Source organism: Burkholderia cenocepacia (assembly GCF_900446215.1).
In the GTDB taxonomy this organism is placed as follows: Bacteria; Pseudomonadota; Gammaproteobacteria; order Burkholderiales; family Burkholderiaceae; genus Burkholderia; species Burkholderia cenocepacia.
Map to the genome: position 1 here is coordinate 453,577 of NZ_UAQZ01000001.1, position 17,894 is coordinate 471,470.

At 68.2% G+C, this 17,894-nt stretch carries 13 protein-coding genes; 7 read left to right on the top strand and 6 right to left on the bottom strand.

Annotation, left to right across the window (positions count from 1 at the left end):
- Positions 1-41: 41 nt before the first annotated feature.
- From def to DTA15_RS02125, 5 genes are all read right to left on the bottom strand, one after another.
- Positions 42-575 (bottom strand): peptide deformylase, encoded by a 534-nt coding sequence (def, locus tag DTA15_RS02105; RefSeq protein ID WP_006484650.1) that lies wholly within the window; start codon positions 573-575, stop codon positions 42-44.
- Entirely contained in the window at positions 572-2,647 is a 2,076-nt protein-coding gene (gene ligA, locus DTA15_RS02110) for an NAD-dependent DNA ligase LigA (RefSeq protein ID WP_006484653.1), read from the bottom strand. The genes def and ligA overlap by 4 nt, the downstream gene beginning before the upstream one ends.
- A 166-nt stretch (positions 2,648-2,813) precedes the next feature.
- Positions 2,814-4,088, bottom strand: coding sequence for a cell division protein ZipA C-terminal FtsZ-binding domain-containing protein (locus tag DTA15_RS02115; RefSeq protein ID WP_006498677.1), 1,275 nt, complete (start codon positions 4,086-4,088; stop codon positions 2,814-2,816).
- An 85-nt stretch (positions 4,089-4,173) separates the two neighbouring features.
- On the bottom strand, positions 4,174-7,686 hold the full coding sequence (gene smc, locus DTA15_RS02120) for a chromosome segregation protein SMC (protein ID WP_006488233.1): 3,513 nt from the start codon (positions 7,684-7,686) through the stop codon (positions 4,174-4,176).
- 138 nt (positions 7,687-7,824) lie between these two features.
- Entirely contained in the window at positions 7,825-8,766 is a 942-nt protein-coding gene (locus tag DTA15_RS02125) for a DMT family transporter (RefSeq protein ID WP_006488241.1), read from the bottom strand.
- 159 nt (positions 8,767-8,925) lie between these two features.
- Here DTA15_RS02125 and dapC point away from each other — a divergent pair, with 159 nt between their 5' ends.
- The 6 genes from dapC (at position 8,926) to cls (ending at position 15,114) form a co-directional block, all read left to right on the top strand.
- Positions 8,926-10,158 carry a succinyldiaminopimelate transaminase gene (gene dapC / locus DTA15_RS02130; protein WP_006488235.1) on the top strand — a complete coding sequence of 411 codons (1,233 nt, stop codon included), beginning with the start codon at positions 8,926-8,928 and terminating at the stop codon, positions 10,156-10,158.
- Between the two features lie 45 nt (positions 10,159-10,203).
- Positions 10,204-11,031 carry a 2,3,4,5-tetrahydropyridine-2,6-dicarboxylate N-succinyltransferase gene (gene dapD / locus DTA15_RS02135; RefSeq protein ID WP_006478479.1) on the top strand — a complete coding sequence of 276 codons (828 nt, stop codon included), beginning with the start codon at positions 10,204-10,206 and terminating at the stop codon, positions 11,029-11,031.
- A complete protein-coding gene (locus tag DTA15_RS02140; RefSeq protein ID WP_006488257.1) occupies positions 11,031-11,399 on the top strand; it encodes an ArsC family reductase in 369 nt (122 codons plus the stop codon). The genes dapD and DTA15_RS02140 overlap by 1 nt, the downstream gene beginning before the upstream one ends.
- A gap of 83 nt (positions 11,400-11,482) precedes the next feature.
- Positions 11,483-12,622 (top strand): succinyl-diaminopimelate desuccinylase, encoded by a 1,140-nt coding sequence (gene dapE, locus DTA15_RS02145; protein WP_006493370.1) that lies wholly within the window; start codon positions 11,483-11,485, stop codon positions 12,620-12,622.
- Positions 12,623-12,633: 11 nt separating this feature from the next.
- Positions 12,634-13,542 (top strand): 50S ribosomal protein L3 N(5)-glutamine methyltransferase, encoded by a 909-nt coding sequence (gene prmB, locus DTA15_RS02150; protein ID WP_006488226.1) that lies wholly within the window; start codon positions 12,634-12,636, stop codon positions 13,540-13,542.
- A 132-nt stretch (positions 13,543-13,674) separates the two neighbouring features.
- Positions 13,675-15,114: a cardiolipin synthase gene (gene cls, locus DTA15_RS02155; RefSeq protein WP_006488239.1), complete on the top strand. Its 1,440-nt coding sequence runs from the start codon at positions 13,675-13,677 to the stop codon at positions 15,112-15,114.
- 58 nt (positions 15,115-15,172) lie between these two features.
- Here cls and DTA15_RS02160 read toward each other — a convergent pair whose 3' ends face one another.
- A complete protein-coding gene (locus DTA15_RS02160) occupies positions 15,173-15,652 on the bottom strand; it encodes a glutathione peroxidase (protein WP_006488245.1) in 480 nt (159 codons plus the stop codon).
- Between the two features lie 136 nt (positions 15,653-15,788).
- On the opposite strand from DTA15_RS02160, the gene DTA15_RS02165 reads away from it, so the two are divergent.
- Positions 15,789-17,720, top strand: coding sequence for an ATP-binding cassette domain-containing protein (locus DTA15_RS02165; RefSeq protein ID WP_006488237.1), 1,932 nt, complete (start codon positions 15,789-15,791; stop codon positions 17,718-17,720).
- The last annotated feature ends 174 nt before the right edge of the window (positions 17,721-17,894 follow it).

The following is a 17,894-nucleotide window of genomic DNA, read 5'->3' on the forward strand; positions in this document are numbered from 1 at the left end:
GCTCGAGCGGGCTTTTTTCTTGTCTGCCGGAAACGGGCCGATCAGTCGTCGTCGGCCGGATCGAGCCCCGGGAACAGCACCTCGGTGAAGCCGAAGCGCGTGAAATCGGTGATCCGCATCGGATACAGCTTGCCGATCAGGTGATCGTATTCGTGCTGGACCACGCGCGCGTGGAACCCCTCGGCGACACGATCGATCTTCTGGCCGAACTGGTCGAAGCCACTGTAGCGCACCTTCGCGTAGCGGCTGACGACGCCGCGCATCCCCGGCACCGACAGGCAGCCTTCCCAGCCCTCTTCCATGTCCGGCGGCATGTACTCGATCTTCGGGTTGATCAGCACGGTTTCGGGCACCGGCGGCGCATCCGGGTAGCGGTTGTTGTTGCCGAAGCCGAAGATGATGATCTGCAGCCCGATGCCGATCTGCGGCGCGGCCAGCCCGGCGCCGTTCGCGTGGTGCATCGTCTCGAACATGTCCGCGACGATCTCGTGCAGCTCGGGTGTATCGAACCGCTCGACCGGTTGGGCGACTTCGAGCAGGCGCGGATCGCCCATCTTCAGGATCTCGCGAATCATGGCGTATTACCCTCCAGGAGTTGGTGCAGACCGTCTTCGTCCAGCACGGGGATGCCGAGTTCCTCGGCCTTCGCGAGCTTGCTGCCGGCTTCGGCGCCCGCGACCACGTAATCCGTCTTCTTCGATACCGAGCCGGCCACCTTGGCGCCCGCCGCTTCGAGCATTTCCTTCGCCGCATCGCGCGTCAGATTCGGCAGCGTGCCGGTCAGCACGACCGTCTTGCCGGCTAGCACGCCCTGCGGCGCTTTCGGCGCGGGCGGCCCTTCCGGCCACGTGACCTTGCCCGGCGCGCGCAACTGCTCGATCACCGTCCGGTTGTGCTCTTCCGCGAAGAACTGGTGAATCGACTCGGCGACGATCGGTCCGACGTCGTTCACTTCGAGCAGTTCCTCGATCGACGCGTCCATGATCGGCGTCAGAGAGCCGAAATGCTTCGCGAGATCCTTCGCGGTCGATTCGCCGACATGGCGGATGCCGAGCCCGTAGATGAAGCGCGCGAGCGTCGTGTGCTTCGCCTTCTCGAGCGAATCGAGCAGATTCTGCGCGGACTTCTCCGCGAACCGGTCGAGTTCGGCCAGCGTCGCGAACCCGAGATTGAACAGGTCGGCCGGCGTGCGCACCAGATTCAGTTCGACGAGCTGATCGATGATCTTCTCGCCGAGACCGTCGATGTCGAGCGCGCGGCGTTGCGCGAAATGCCACAGCGCCTGCTTGCGCTGCGCCGGGCAGAACAGCCCGCCGGTGCAGCGCGCGATCGCCTCGTCCGGCAGGCGCTCGATCTTCGAGCCGCACACCGGGCATTCGGTCGGCATCACGAATTCGGCCGCGTCTGCCGGGCGCCGGTCGAGCAGCGCGCCGACCACTTCCGGAATCACGTCGCCCGCGCGGCGCACGATCACGGTGTCGCCGATCCGGATGTCCTTGCGGCGCACTTCGTCCTCGTTGTGCAGCGTCGCGTTGGTCACGGTCGCCCCGCCGACGAACACCGGCTCGAGGCGCGCGACCGGCGTGATCGCGCCGGTGCGGCCGACCTGCACGTCGATCGCGACGAGCTTCGTCAGCGCTTCCTGCGCGGGGAACTTGTGCGCGAGCGCGAAGCGCGGCGCACGCGACACGAAGCCGAGCCGCTCCTGCTCGTCGCGCCGGTTGACCTTGTAGACGACGCCGTCGATGTCGTATGGCAGCGACTCGCGCTTCTCGCCGACCTTGCGGAAGAAGTCGAGCAAACCTTCGGCGCCGTGCACGACCGCGCGCTCGCGGTTCACCGGCAGGCCGAACGCCTCGTACCAGTCGAGCAGCGCGGTGTGCGTGTCGGGCATCGGCATCCCGTCGAGCACGCCGATCCCGTACGCGAAGAACGACAGCGGCCGCTGCGCGGTGATCTTCGAGTCGAGCTGGCGCAGGCTGCCGGCCGCCGCGTTGCGCGGGTTCGCGAATTCGCGCTGCTCGGCCGCGCGCTGGCGTTCGTTCAGGCGTGCGAAATCGCGCTTGAACATCAGCACCTCGCCGCGCACGTCGAGCACGGCCGGCACGTGCTTGCCCTTCAGTTTCAGCGGAATCGAGCGGATCGTGCGCACGTTCTCGGTCACGTCCTCGCCCGTCGTCCCGTCGCCGCGCGTCGCGGCCTGCACGAACACGCCGTTCTCGTAGCGCAGCGAAATCGCCAGGCCATCGAACTTCAGTTCGCACGCGTATTCCACGGGGTCGGTCACCGAGCCGGCGAGATCGGTCGCCTTGGCGAGCGCATCAGCGACGCGCTTGTCGAACGCGACGATGTCCTCGTCGGCGAAGCCGTTGTTCAGCGACAGCATCGGCGCATCGTGGACGACCGGCGTGAAGCCGCCGGCCGCTTCGCCGCCGACGCGCTGCGTCGGCGAATCGGGCGTCACGAGTTCGGGATGGTCGGTTTCGAGCTGCTGCAGCTCACGGAACAGCCGGTCGTATTCGGCGTCGGGCAGATCCGGCTGGTCGAGCACGTAATAGGCGTAGTTCGCCCGCTCGAGTTGGTCGCGCAGCCACGCGGCGCGCGCGTCGGGCTGGCTTGCTGGCGGTTCGGCTTGGGTTCGGGCCATGCTGGCGGCAGAGTCGTTCTGAAAAAAATCGGATGCCCGATTATCTCAGTTTGACGCCTCAGCGGGGCACGCAATGCGGGCCGGATGACGTGCTGCAGCGCACATGAAACGTGCTCGCCGCAGCGACGAACGACGGTGTCGAATACCGCCGTCCGCGCCCGGCGCGTTACTGGCTGAAGAGGCGGCGCGTGACCGGCGAACCGGCCGGGATGCCCGCTTCCTCGAGCTTCGCGTACAGCTTCATCAGTTGCTGCTCGATCGCGAGCAGCGTCGACTCCGGCAGCGGCCGGCGCGAGTCGTCGACGACGCGTGCGCCGATCCGCTCGGACAGCGACTTCGCGTAATCGCACATCAGCCGGAACGGCAGGATGTCCTCTTCGGCCACCGGCACGTCGAGCACCAGCGTGATCATGTTGCCGCCCTTGTACGTCAGGTCGTCGCGCAGGAAGTTCGTATCGCCGAACTGCAGCATGAACACCGGGTTCTGCTTGGCGTCGAGCTTCACGAAGCGCGTGCCGTCGCGCGACAGCAGCAGCCCGTCCTGCGACGCGACCGCCTGTACGTAGTTCGCGGACCACGGCGCACCGTCCGACATCACGTTGATCGACAGTTGCGCGTCGCACTGCGCGGCAAACGCGTCGAGCTCGCGCGCCATCGCGACCGTTTCCATCATGTCCGGGAATTCCGGCGCGCCGTCGATCGCGTCGGCGAACTGCTGGACGCCCGTCACGAATTCGGAGAATTCGAGCTCGTTCAGTGCGCCGCTGCGGTTCGCAAGCTGCGCGGCCGCGCGCAGCTCTTCGTAGCGCACGCCGTTCTGCAGCAGCTCCCACTGGCCGCCTTCCGGCTTGCCTTCGATGTGCACGGGCTTGCTGCCCGCGCGGCGCAGCCGCTGCGCGACCGGCAGGATCTTGTCGCCCGGCAGCGGGCCGGTGAGGCGGATCGGCACGATGCAGTCGATCCGGCGATCGACGATCGCGGGCGGCGCCGACGAGACCGTCGTCGCGGCCGGCATCACCGGTTCGGTCGGCTCGGCCGGTTCGGCCGCCGCGTCATGCGTGGCGGCGGGCACGGCCTCTTCGCCGGCAGCCGGTTCGCTCGATTCGGCCGACGTGTCGACGCCCGTCGCCTCGGCCTGCAGGTCGGCCGGCGTATCGGCCGGCGCGGCCCCGCCGAACGTCGGCTCGACGCGCGCGGTTTCGGCCGCCGCCGTCGCCGCCGCGACCGGCGCCGCGGGCTCGCGGCGCACCGGCTGACGCACCGGCTCGATGAACGGCAACTCTTCGTCGCGCTCGGGGCGGTTCATCGCCTCGGCCGCTTCTTCCGGCATCGGGCGCGGCATCCTGCGCCGCACTTTCGCGCCCTGCCATGCGTTGTAGACCACGACGCCGCCCACCACGACGGCGCCCGCGCCGATCAAACCGAGTGTCAACTCGTCCATGCACGCTCCATCAGCAATTCTTTTTCGTCGGGACCGCGAACGGGCGCCCATGCGCCGCGCGAACGCGGTCTGGTTTCGTCAAACGTCAATTCTGGGCAAAACCCGCGGCGGTTTCCATGTCCACCGCAACGATCCGCGACACGCCCTGTTCCTGCATCGTCACGCCGATCAGTTGCTGCGCCATTTCCATCGCGATCTTGTTGTGCGAGATGAACAGGAACTGCGTCTTGTCGGACATCGCGCGCACGAGATTCGCGAACCGCTCGGTGTTCGCGTCGTCGAGCGGCGCGTCGACCTCGTCGAGCAGACAGAACGGCGCCGGGTTCAGCTGGAACATCGCGAACACCAGCGCGGTCGCGGTCAGCGCCTTTTCGCCGCCCGACAGCAGGTGAATCGTCGCGTTCTTCTTGCCGGGCGGCTGCGCCATCACCTGCACGCCGGCATCGAGGATCTCGTCGCCCGTCATGATCAGCTTCGCCTGGCCGCCGCCGAACAGGCGCGGGAACAGGTCGCTGAAATGACGATTGACCTCGTCGAAGGTACCCTGCAGCAGCGTGCGGGTTTCCTGGTCGATCTTGTGGATCGCATCCTCGAGCGTCGTGATCGCGTCGATCAGGTCGGCCGATTGCGCGTCGAGGAATACCTTGCGCTCGCTCGCGGCCTTCAGCTCGTCGAGCGCGGCCATGTTCACCGGGCCGAGCGCGTTGATCGCGTTGTTCAGGCGCGTGACTTCGCCCTGCAGGTACGACGGCTTCAGATCCGGCGTGAGCTTCGCGGCCAGCGCGGCCTCGTCGACCTCGGCGGTCGCGAGCTGCTCGGCGAACTGCTCGACGGACAGACGCGCGGCCTGCTCCTTCAATTGCAGCTCGGTGATGCGGTCGCGCAGCGGCTGCAGCGAACGCTCGGCGACGAGCCGCTGCTCGTCCGACGCGCGCAGCTTCGCGGTCAGGTCGTCGAGCTCGATCCGCGCGGCCTGCAGCGCCTCTTCCTTCACCGCGCGAATCTCGAGCGCGTCCTGCAGGCCGGTGTGCGCGGTCTGCTCGTTGATCGTCTCGAGTTCGGCGCGCGCGTCTTCCAGCGACGCGGCGACGCGCTCGCTCTGTTCGTGCGCCACCTGGATCGTGCGCTTGAGCTCGTCGATCCGGGTCACCGCATTGCGGGCGGCGAAGCGCGCGTCGTTCGCGCCGCGCTCCAGGTCGCGCGCTTCCTGACGCGCCTGCGTCAGCGATTCGTCGAGCGACTCGAACGCGAGCTGGTTGTCCTCGAAACGCGCCTGCAGTTCGGCGAGCTCGCCGTCGAAGCGCTCGAAATTCGCTTCCGACTCCGCGCGCAGCGCACGCTGCTCTTCGATCTGCGCGCCGATTTCCTCGAGCTCCTCGCGGATCTGCGTGCTGCGCTGCGTATAGCGTTCATGCGCCTGCGCGAGCTTCAGCACGTCCATCTGCAGCGCATGCACGCGCTGCGTCGCCCGTTCGGCCTGGGCCCGGACGTCGCCGAGCGCCTGCGTGGCCTGCGTGTGCGCGGCTTCCGCCCGCACGGCGGCCGTGCGCGCCTCGTCGGCGAGCAGCGCCTGCGCCCGCACCTGGCGCGCCAGGTTCTCGATTTCCTGCTGGCGGGCCAGCATCCCGGCCTGCTCCGAATCGGCGGCGTACAGCTGCACGCCGACACGCGTGACGATATGGCCGGCCTTGACGACGAACGCGCCGCCTGCCGGCAGCTGCGTGCGCGTCGCGAGCGCCTGCGCGACGTCGTCGGCGACATAGACGTTGCCGAGCCAGTCGTTCAGCACCGCGCGGATGCCCGCGTCGTCGATGCGCACGAGCGACAGCACCGGCCGCAGCCCGGCCACCGCGGCAGGCGGCTCACCGGCCGCGGGCGGCGCGTAGAACGCGAGCTTCGCGGGCGGCGCATCGCTCGCGAAGGCCTTCACCCAGTCGAGATTCGATACTTCGAGCGCGGCGAGACGCTCGCGCAGCACGGCCTCGAGCGCCGCTTCCCAGCCGGCCTCGACGTGCAGCTTCTTCCACAGACGCGGCAGCGCGCCGAGCTCGTGCTTGTCGAGCCACGGCTGCACCTTGCCTTCGGTCTGCACGTTCTCCTGCAGTTGCTTCAGCGCGGCGAGGCGCGCTTCGAGCTGGTGGATCTGCGCGGCTTCAGCCTGCACGCGCTCCTGCGCGGCGCGGCGTTCACCGTCGAGACGCGGCACCGTTTCCTGCGCGTCCGCCAGGCGCGCCTGGGCTTCCGCGAGGATCTCTTCCTGTTCGGCCAGCTGCATGCGCAGCTCTTCGAGTTGCGTCTCGTCCGGCGCGTCGAGCCCGCCCGCTTCGCTCTTCAGGCGCTCGTGGCGCTGCTGAAGCTGCTGGAGCTGCTGGTCGGCGTTGCGCTGATGCGCGGCTTCGAGCTTCAGCGACTGCTCGGTCTGCGCGATCCGCGCGCGCTCGTCGTTGAGCTGCGCCTGCGCGTCGCGCCACTTCGCTTCGAGCGCCGGCAGCGCATCGTGCTTCGCGGCCGCGTTGTCCTCGGCGAGCGCGGCCTTTTCGTCGGCCATCGCGCGCGCCTCTTCGGCTTCCTCGAGCTCGTCCTGCGACTTCTCGGCCTGCGCGCGCCACTGCTCGCGCTGCGCGTTGAGGGCGGCGATCTGCGCCTGCACGCGGTTGCGCGATTCGACGATGAACTTGATCTCGGCTTCGAGGCGGCTCACCTCGGCATTCGCCTCGTAGAGCGCACCCTGCGCGCCCTGCATCGCGTCGCTCGCCGAGTAATGCGCGACGCGCAGCGTCTCGAGCTGCGCCTCGACTTCGCGCAGCTTCGCCGTCTGCGCCTCGAGGTCGATCTGCGCCTGTTCGATCGCGCGCTGCTGCTTCTGCTGCTCGCCGGCCGCCTCGTTCTTGCGCAGCAGCCACAAGAGGCGCTGCTTCTCCTCGCCGTCGGCGACGAGTTCCTTGTACTTGGTCGCGACCACCGCCTGCGCCTCGAGCTTCTCGAGGTTCGCGCCGAGTTCGCGCACGATGTCCTCGACGCGCGTCAGGTTCTCGCGCGTGTCGTGCAGGCGGTTCTCGGTTTCGCGGCGGCGTTCCTTGTACTTCGACACGCCGGCGGCCTCCTCGAGGAACACGCGCAGCTCTTCGGGCTTCGCCTCGATGATCCGCGCGATCATGCCCTGCCCGATGATCGCGTACGCACGCGGGCCGAGGCCGGTGCCGAGGAAGATGTCCTGGATGTCGCGGCGGCGCGCCGGCAGGTTGTTGATGTAGTAGCTCGACGTGCCGTCGCGCGTCAGCACGCGCTTGACGGCGATCTCGCCGTACTGGCCCCACTGCCCGGCCGCGCGGCCGTCGGAGTTGTCGAAGATCAGTTCGACGCTGGCCCGGCTGCCGGGCTTGCGGGCGGTCGAACCGTTGAAGATCACGTCCTGCATCGATTCGCCGCGCAGCTCGGACGCGCGCGACTCGCCGAGCACCCAGCGCACGGCATCGATGATGTTGGACTTGCCGCATCCGTTCGGGCCGACCACGCCGACGAGCTGGCCCGGAACCTGGAAATGCGTGGGATCGACGAAGGATTTGAAGCCAGCGAGTTTGATCGAGCTCAGACGCACGGCGGTATCGGATGTGAAGAAGGTGTGAAACGGACGGGGCCGCACGGCGCGGGGCCGGAGAGCCCCTGCGCGCCACGCGCCCCGGAATTCAAAAACGGGGCCGCGCGCATCCCGCGTTGGCCCCGCAAACGGCTTCCATCATACCATCGCGCGTGCGCCGTCCCGACCGTCGCCGGGTTTGCCCGGTGCCGGCGCGGCACGATGGACCCGGCTCGACAGCAGCGTCGCCAGCACGATGCACGCGCCGCCCGCCCACTCGCGCGCGGTCGGCAACTCGTTCGCGAACACCCACGCCGACAGCGCGGTGATCACGATCTCGAACAGCATGATGATCGACGCGCGGTTCGCCGGCACGCGCGCGAGGCCGTACTGGACGAGCAGGTTGTTCGACGCCATCGTCACGCCGATCGCGGCGATGATCAGCGCGGCCACGCCGAGCTGGCCGCTCGCCGGCACGGCCGGCAGCCCTTCGAACAGCGACGCGATCGCGCCGAACACCGCCGCGCCGCCGAACAGCGTCGCGGTGCGCATTTCCGCGCGCATCTCGGGGAGCTCGCGGCTCGCCTTGATCACGAGCACGTTGCTCATCGCGAAGCTCAGCCCGGCGGCGAGACCGGCCCATTCGGCCGGGTTGGCCGGCAGCGGCAAGCCGAGCTTCGGCGACCACAGCATCAGCATCGCGCCGCCGATCGACAGCGCCGCCAGCCCCGCGCCGGCCCAGGTCAGCCGTTCGCGCAGCAGGAAGTGCGCGTAGATCGCGGTCCAGGCCGGGGTCAGGTAGAACAGCAGCATCACCCGCAGCACCTCGCCGTGGATCGTGCCCCATACGAACCCGAGGTTCGTCACGCCGGCCGTCACCGCGATGCCCGGCAGCACCCAGTGCCAGCGCAGCGTCGCGATCGTGCGGTGGCGCGCGACGATCACGAACAGGAACGCGACGAGGCTCGTCAGCGCGCTCGCCAGCGTGCCCGTCACGCCGAGCGACGCGAGGATCCGCAGCGGATACCAGATCAGGCCCCATACCGACGCGCCGATCAGGATGGCCAGCGTCGGCAGACTGCCGCGTACCGCGTTGTTCATTTGGTTCGATACCCTTTATTCGACCGGCCCGGCCGCCGTTCCGGCAGGCCGTGACCGCATTCCGTCACGCTATAATCGTCCGCTGCGACCCGCGCGCCCGACGCGCCCGTTCGCAGCCGCGCGGCGCGCCCGCCGCTTCTTTCGCTCCAACCGGCCGCGATGGCCGCTTCGCCCGTGAACCCTCGACTCGACTCGCTCCAGCCCTATCCCTTCGAAAAGCTGCGCGCCCTGTTCAAGGACGTGACGCCTTCCGGCGACCTCAAACCGATCAGCTTCGGCATCGGCGAGCCCAAACACGCGACGCCGGCGCTGATCCGCGACGCCGTGGTGGCCGCGCTCGACGGCCTCGCGTCGTACCCGGCCACCGCCGGCTCGGACGCGCTGCGCACGTCGATCGCGCACTGGCTCGAGCGCCGCTACGGGCTGCCGGCGGTCGATCCGGCCACGCAGGTGCTGCCGGTGTCGGGCTCCCGAGAGGCGCTGTTCTCGCTCGCGCAGACGGTGATCGACGCGCGCCCGGCCGCGGACGGCAAGAAGGCGATCGTACTCTGTCCGAATCCTTTCTATCAAATTTACGAAGGCGCGGCGCTGCTGGCCGGCGCCGAACCCTATTTCGCGAACAGCGACCCGGCCCGCAACTTCGCGTGCGACTACGCGGCCGTGCCCGATGAAGTCTGGGCGCGCACGCAGCTGCTGTACGTGTGCTCGCCCGGCAACCCGACGGGCGCCGTGCTGACGCTCGACGACTGGCGCGAGCTGTTCGCGCTGTCCGACCGCCACGGTTTCGTGATCGCGTCCGACGAGTGCTATTCGGAAATCTATTTCGATGAAGCGGCGCCGCCGCTCGGCGGCCTCGAGGCCGCGCACCGCCTCGGCCGCGGCTTCGAGCGGCTCGTGATGCTGTCGAGCCTGTCGAAGCGCTCGAACGTGCCGGGCATGCGTTCGGGCTTCGTCGCCGGCGACGCCGCGCTGCTGAAGCAATTCCTGCTGTACCGCACGTACCACGGCGCCGCGCTGTCGCCGGTCTGGCAGCACGCGAGCATCGCCGCGTGGAACGACGAGGCGCACGTGCGCGAGAACCGCGCGCTGTACCTGCAGAAATTCAATACGGTCACACCGATGCTCGCCGACGTGATCGACGTGAAGCTGCCCGACGCCGCGTTCTACCTGTGGGCCAACGTGTCGCGCACCGGCCTGTCGGACACCGAGTTCGCCCGCCGCCTGTACGCCGACTATAATGTGACGGTTCTGCCCGGCTCGTACCTGGCGCGCGATGCGCACGGCACGAACCCGGGCCGCGATTTCATCCGGATCGCGCTCGTCGCGGGCACCCCCGAATGCGTCGAGGGCGCGCAACGCATCGTCGATTTCTGCCGCGCTCTCGCGCGGTAAGACGTCCATCCCGATCAATTCCATCCATCTCCTGCGAAAACGAACATGTCGCAACAACTTCAGCAAATCATCGATACCGCCTGGGAAAACCGCGCCGAGCTGTCGCCGAAGGCCGCGCCCGCCGACGTCCGCGAAGCCGTCGCTCACGCGATCGAGCAGCTCGACAAGGGCGCCCTGCGCGTCGCCGAGAAAATCGACGGCAACTGGACGGTCCACCAGTGGCTGAAGAAGGCCGTGCTGCTGTCGTTCCGCCTGGAGGACAACGCGCCGATGCCGGCCGGCGGCTACTCGCAGTTCTACGACAAGGTGCCGTCGAAGTTCGCGAACTACACGGCCGAAGACTTCGCCGCGGGCGGCTTCCGCGTCGTCCCGCCGGCCATCGCGCGCCGCGGCTCGTTCATCGCGAAGAACGTCGTGCTGATGCCGTCGTACACCAACATCGGCGCGTACGTCGACGAAGGCACGATGGTCGACACGTGGGCCACGGTCGGTTCGTGCGCGCAGATCGGCAAGAACGTGCACCTGTCGGGCGGCGTCGGCATCGGCGGCGTGCTCGAGCCGCTGCAGGCGAACCCGGTCATCATCGAGGACAACTGCTTCATCGGCGCGCGCTCGGAAGTCGTCGAAGGCGTGATCGTCGAGGAAAACTCGGTGATCTCGATGGGCGTGTACCTCGGCCAGAGCACGAAGATCTACGATCGCGAGACGGGCGAAGTCAGCTACGGCCGCATCCCGGCCGGCTCGGTCGTCGTCGCCGGCAACCTGCCGTCGAAGGACGGCTCGCACAGCCTGTACTGCGCGGTGATCGTCAAGAAGGTCGACGCGAAGACGCGTGCGAAGGTCGGCCTGAACGAGCTGCTGCGAGGCGACTGATGGCGAAGCCGCACACCGTGGTCGTCTACGGCATTCCGAACTGCGACACCGTGAAGAAGGCCCGCGTGTGGCTCGACGATCACGGCGTCGAATTCGAGTTCCACGATTTCAAGAAGCTCGGCGTCAGCGCACCGCTGATCGAAGACTGGCTGAAGGACGTGTCGCTCGACGCGCTCGTGAACAAGCGCGGCACCACGTGGCGCGGCCTGGACGACGCGATGAAGGCGGCTGCCGAAACGAAGACCGGCGCGGTCGCACTGATGATCCACAAGCCGTCGGTCATCAAGCGCCCCGTGCTCGTCGTCAACGGCCGCGTGAAATCGCTCGGCTTCGTGGCCGATCAATACGCGGCGCTGTTTACCGCATAGGGTTGCCCGCGCTGCGCCCACGGGCGCCGCCCTGTCGCTGCCGGCCACCGCGCCGGCATTTTTTATCGAAAGTGGTCCGAACCATGTCCGCCACCCTAGCCCTTACCGAACAGCTGATCGCCCGCGCGTCCGTGACGCCCGACGACCAGCACTGCCAGCAGATCATGACCGAGCGCCTCGCCGCGCTCGGCTTCGAATGCGAGACCATCGCGTCGCACGGCGTGACCAACCTGTGGGCCGTCAAGCGCGGCACCGATGGCCGCGACGGCAAGCTGCTCGCGTTCGCGGGCCACACCGACGTCGTGCCGACCGGCCCGCTCGAACAGTGGACCTCGCCGCCGTTCATCCCCGCCCATCGCGACGGCAAGCTGTACGGCCGCGGCGCGGCCGACATGAAGACGTCGCTCGCGGCGTTCGTCGTCGCGTCCGAGGAATTCGTCGCGGCCCATCCCGACCATCGCGGCGCGATCGCGTTCCTGATCACGAGCGACGAGGAAGGCCCGGCCACCGACGGCACCGTGAAGGTCGTCGAACTGCTGCAGGCACGCGGCGAACGCCTCGACTACTGCATCGTCGGCGAGCCGACGTCGACCACCGAGCTCGGCGACGTCGTCAAGAACGGCCGCCGCGGGTCGATGTCCGGCGAACTGGTCGTCAAGGGCGTGCAGGGCCACATCGCGTATCCGCACCTCGCGAAGAACCCGATCCACCTGCTCGCGCCGGCGCTCGCCGAGCTCGCCGCCGAGCAATGGGACGCCGGCAACGAATACTTCCCGCCGACCACCTGGCAGGTGTCGAACCTGCACGCCGGCACCGGCGCGACCAACGTGATCCCCGGCCACGCCGACCTGCTGTTCAACTTCCGCTTCTCGACCGCGAGCACCGTCGAAGGCCTGCAGGCCCGCGTGCACGCGATCCTCGACAAGCACGGCCTCGAATACACGCTGAAGTGGTCGGTGAGCGGCCTGCCGTTCCTCACGCCGCGCGGCGAACTGTCGGGCGCGCTGGAACACGCGATCCGCACCGAAACCGGCATCACGACCGAGCTGTCGACGACGGGCGGTACGTCGGACGGCCGCTTCATCGCGCGCATCTGCCCGCAGGTGATCGAATTCGGCCCGCCGAACGGCAGCATCCACAAGATCGACGAGCACATCGAGGTGCGCTTCGTCGACCCGCTGAAGAACGTGTACCGACGCGTGCTCGAACAACTGATCGCCTGACGGAGCCTCGCATGACGACACCTTTTGCCACAGTCCGCGACCTGCTGCGCTACGCGGTCACGCGCTTCTCGAAAGCGAAGCTCGCGTTCGGCCACGGTTCCGACAACGCGTACGACGAAGCGGCCTACCTCGTGCTGCATACGCTCGATTTGCCGCTCGACACGCTCGAGCCGTTCCTCGACGCGCGCCTGTTGCCCGACGAAATCGCGGCCGTGCTCGCGGTGATCGAACGACGCGCGACCGACCGCGTGCCGGCCGCGTACCTCACGCATGAAGCGTGGATGCACGGCCACCGCTTCTATGTCGACGAACGCGTGATCGTGCCGCGCTCGTTCATCGGTGAACTGCTCGACGACGGACTGCAACCGTATGTCGCCGACCCCGAGCAGGTCGGCGCGGTGCTCGAACTGTGCACCGGCTCCGGCTGCCTCGCGATCCTCGCGGCGAGCGCGTTCCCGAACGCCGAGATCGACGCGGTCGACCTGTCGGACAAGGCGCTCGAAGTCGCGGCGATCAACGTGCGCGACTACGGCCTCGAAGATCGCATCGGGCTGCACCGCGGCGACCTGTACGCACCGTTGCCCGCGTTCCGCACCGACCCCGACTCGCGCTACGACGTGATCCTGACGAACCCGCCATACGTGAACGCCGCGTCGATGGCCGCGCTGCCGCCCGAATACCGGCACGAGCCGGAGATGGCGCTCGCCGGCGGCGACGACGGGATGGACATCGTGCGACGTATCGTCGCCGAAGCGCACCGCTGGCTGCATGACGACGGCGTGCTCGTCGTCGAGATCGGCAACGAGCGCGAGCACGTCGAAGCGGCATTCGGCGGCCTCGAGCTCACGTGGCTGCCCACCAGCGCGGGCGACGACGCCGTGTTCCTGATCCAGGCGTCGGACCTGCCGCGCAAGGCCTGAGCGTTCCCCGCCCGCCCGCCGTGCGGCGCACCACTGCGTTGCACGGTTGGGTAAGATGCGCGTAGGCGGCCGCCCGGCCGCACGACCTGCGGAATCCCCTCGGGAGTCCGCTCGGGAGTCCTTTACGCGCCCATGACCCTCGACTGGCTACATCTCGGCACCCTGATCCTGACCGTCCACGTGCTCGGGATCGTCGCGGCGTGCCACGCAATCATGAACACGCGTACGTCGCAAGGCGCGATCGCGTGGGCCGTCTCGCTCACGGCCATGCCGTACCTGACGCTCGTCCCGTACCTGTTCCTCGGCCGCAGCAAATTCTCCGGCTACGTCGACGCCCGGCGCCACGAGCTGGAAATGTTGCGCACGCACACACCGCGCTCGCCGTGGCGCACCACCGACGCGACCGACGGGCCCGCCGCCGACGCACTCGGCCAAGCTGCCGTACTCGCGCTCACGCGGCTCGGCGGCATGCCGTTCCTCGGGGGCAATTCGGTGCGCACGCTCGTGAACGGCGACGCGACGTTCTCCGCCATCCTGTCGGCGATCGACGCCGCGCGCGACTACGTGCTCGTCCAGTTCTTCATCGTGCGCGACGATGCGCTCGGCCGGATGATGCGCGATGCGCTGCTTGCTCGCGCGGCGGCCGGCGTGCGCTGCTGCCTGCTGTACGACAGCATCGGCAGCTTCGACCTGCCGCACAGCTACGTCGACGCATTGCGCCGGGGCGGCGTCGAGGTCCATCCGTTCGCGACCAACCGGAAATTCGTCAACCGCTTCCAGCTGAACTTCCGCAACCATCGCAAGATCGTCGTCGTCGACGGCAATCGCGCGTTCGTCGGCGGCCACAACGTCGGCGTCGAATATCTCGGCGCGAAGCCGCGCCTGTCGCCATGGCGCGACACCCACATCGAGATACGCGGCCCCGTGGTGGCGAGCATCCAGTACGTGTTCGCCGAAGACTGGCACTGGGCGACGCAGAAGCTGCCGCCCATCGCGCTACCGCCGCCTGCGCAGCCCGGCGACGGCATGCACTGCCTCGCGGTGCCGATGGGACCGGCCGACAAGCAGGAAACCGGCTCGCTGTTCTTCGTCGAATCGATCAATGCCGCCCGCGAGCGGGTCTGGATCACCACCCCGTACCTGGTTCCGGACGAAGCCGTGGTTTCCGCGCTGAAGCTCGCCGTGATGCGCGGCGTCGACGTGCGCATCCTGATCCCGAGCCGGCGCGATCACTACGTCGTGTTCGAGGCGTCGAAGCTCTACGCGCGCGATCTCGTCGATGCCGGCGTGAAGGTGTTCCGCTACCGGCCCGGCTTCCTGCACCAGAAAGTCGTGCTGATCGACCGCATCGCGGCGGCGATCGGCAGCGCGAATCTCGACAACCGCTCGTTCCGCCTCAATTTCGAGGTCATGGTCATGACCGTCGACCGCGCGTTCGCCCACGAAGTGGAGGCGATGCTCGATGCCGACTTCGCGCAGGCCTACGAGGTCGATGCGGACGAATACCGGCACTCGCCCGCCTGGCGGCGCATCGCGATACACGTCGCGCGGCTGTTCGCGCCGATCCTTTGACGGCCAGCGCGAGCCGCCCCCGCACGATCCGCACCGGCGCGGCGCACGCCCCGCGCCGTCACAGCAGCTTGTCGATGTCCGCGGCGATTTCGTCGGGCTTGGTGGACGGCGCGTAGCGCTTGACGATCCGCCCTTCGCGGTCGATCAGGAATTTCGTGAAATTCCACTTGATCGCCTTGAGGCCGAGAATGCCGGGCGCCGCGTCGGTCAGATAACGATACAGCGGATGCGCATGGTCGCCCTTCACGTCGATCTTCGCGAACATCGGAAACGTGACGCCGTAGTTGCGTTCGCAGAACGCGCCGATCTGCGCGGCGTCCCCCGGCTCCTGCTTGCCGAACTGGTTGCACGGAAAGCCGAGCACGAAGAAACCGCGCGCCGCGTACAGGTCGTACAGCTTCTGCAGACCCGCGTACTGCGGCGTGAAACCGCACTCGCTCGCGGTATTGACGATCAGCAGCACCTTGCCGCGATACGCGTCGAGCGATACCGGCGCACCGGCGAGCGTCTCTGCGCTGAACGAATACAGGGTGGACATCGGGCACTCCTTTTACGAAACCGGATCGACGTGGAGTCTAGGCGAAATTGCGCCGTTGCGGCATCCGCCGGACGGCCGATGCCCGGCGCGACCGGCGCGCGGTCTAGAATAGCGGTTTTGGCCAGCCATTTCCGCCGTGATCCGTTTCAATCAGTTCAGCCTTGCGCGCGGCACGAAGCCGCTGTTCGAGTCGACCTCGTTCGTGCTCAATCCCGGCGAGAAAGCCGGCCTGATCGGCGCGAACGGCGCCGGCAAGTCGACGCTGTTTTCCGTCCTGCGCGGCGAGCTGCACTCGGACGCCGGCGATTTCTCGATGCCGCCGTCGTGGCGGATCGCCCACGTGTCGCAGGAAACGCCCGCGGTCGACCGCTCGGCGCTCGACTACACGCTCGACGGCGATACCGCGCTGCGCGAGATCGAGGCCCGCATCGCCGCCGCATCGGCCGCGCATGACGGCGCCGCCGAAGCCGACGCGCACGCGGCGTTCGCCGATGCCGACGGCTACACCGCGCCGGCCCGCGCCGAAGCGCTGCTGCTCGGCCTCGGCTTCACGCTCGCGCAGACGCGCGAATCCGTCGCGAGCTTCTCCGGCGGCTGGCGCATGCGGCTGAACCTCGCGCAGGCGCTGATGTGCCGCTCCGACCTGCTGCTGCTCGACGAACCGACGAACCACCTCGACCTCGACGCGATCGTCTGGCTCGAAGACTGGCTGCATCGCTACCCCGGCACGCTCGTCGTGATTTCACACGACCGCGAATTCCTCGATTCGATCTGCAACGTCACGCTGCATCTGGAAAACCGCCAGGTGAAGCGCTACGGCGGCAACTACTCGCAGTTCGAAGTGCTGCGCGCGCAGCAACTGGCGCTGCAGCAAAGCGCGTACGAAAAGCAGCAGAAGACGATCGAGCACCTGCAGAGCTTCGTCGACCGCTTCAAGGCCAAGGCGACCAAGGCCAAGCAGGCGCAAAGCCGGATGAAGGCGCTCGAGAAGATGGAGCTGATCGCGCCCGCGCACATCGCGTCGCCGTTCACGTTCGAATTCCGCACGCCCGATGCCGCGCCGAACCCGATGATGGTGATGGAGGACGTCCGCTGCGGCTACCATGCCGACGACGGAACGGACATCCCGATAGTCGAGCGCGTCGCGCTGTCGATCCAGAACGGCCAGCGCATCGGCCTGTTGGGCGCGAACGGCCAGGGCAAGTCGACGCTGATCAAGACGCTGGCCGGCACGCTCGCACCGCTGTCGGGGCGCGTGCGCGACGGCAAGGGGCTGACGATCGGCTATTTCGCGCAGCACCAGCTCGAAACGCTGCGCGAGGACGACTCGCCGCTCGCGCATCTGGCGCGGCTCGCGCCCGACACGCGCGAGCAGGAATTGCGCGACTTCCTCGGCGGCTTCAATTTCTCGGGCGACATGGCGACCAGCCCGGTCGGGCCGTTCTCGGGCGGCGAAAAAGCCCGCCTCGCGCTGGCGCTGATCATCTGGCAGAAGCCGAACCTGCTGCTGCTCGACGAACCGACGAACCACCTCGACCTCGAAACGCGCCACGCGCTGACGATGGCGCTCGCGCAGTTCGAAGGCACGCTGATCCTCGTGTCGCACGATCGCCACCTGCTGCGCGCGACGACCGACCAGTTCATGCTGGTCGCGAAGCACCGGCTGCAGCCGTTCGACGGCGACCTCGACGACTACCGCGACTGGCTGCTGCAGCACGCGGCCGAGCAGCGCGCGGCCGCCAAGGCCGACAGCGCGGCCGCCGCGGGCGCCGATCCGGGCGTCAACCGCAAGGATCAGAAACGCCAGGCGGCCGAGGAACGCCAGCGGCTGTCGCAGCTGAAGAAGCCGCTGCAGAACCGCATCACGAAGCTCGAAAAGGAAATGGAAACGCTGCACGCGGAGAAGGCGCGCCTCGATGCGTTCGTCGCCGATCCGGCCAGCTACGAGGCCGCGCGCAAGACGGAGCTGACCGAGGCAATCCGCAAGCTCGGCGAGGTCAACACCCGGCTCGAGACGGTCGAGGCGGACTGGCTCGCCGTGCAGGAAGAACTCGAGCAGATCGGCTGAGCGCGGCCGCCGGCGCGCCATCAGCCGATGATCGCTTCATCGGTGGTGCAGCGCGTCGGGGCGTCACCGCCCCACGAATCCGCCCGGCCGCGCCGCATCCGGAAACGATGAGGCCGGGCGCGCTGGCCCGGCCTCGTTTTCATTGCGTTTGACGTAGTTGCCCGGCCCGTCGGC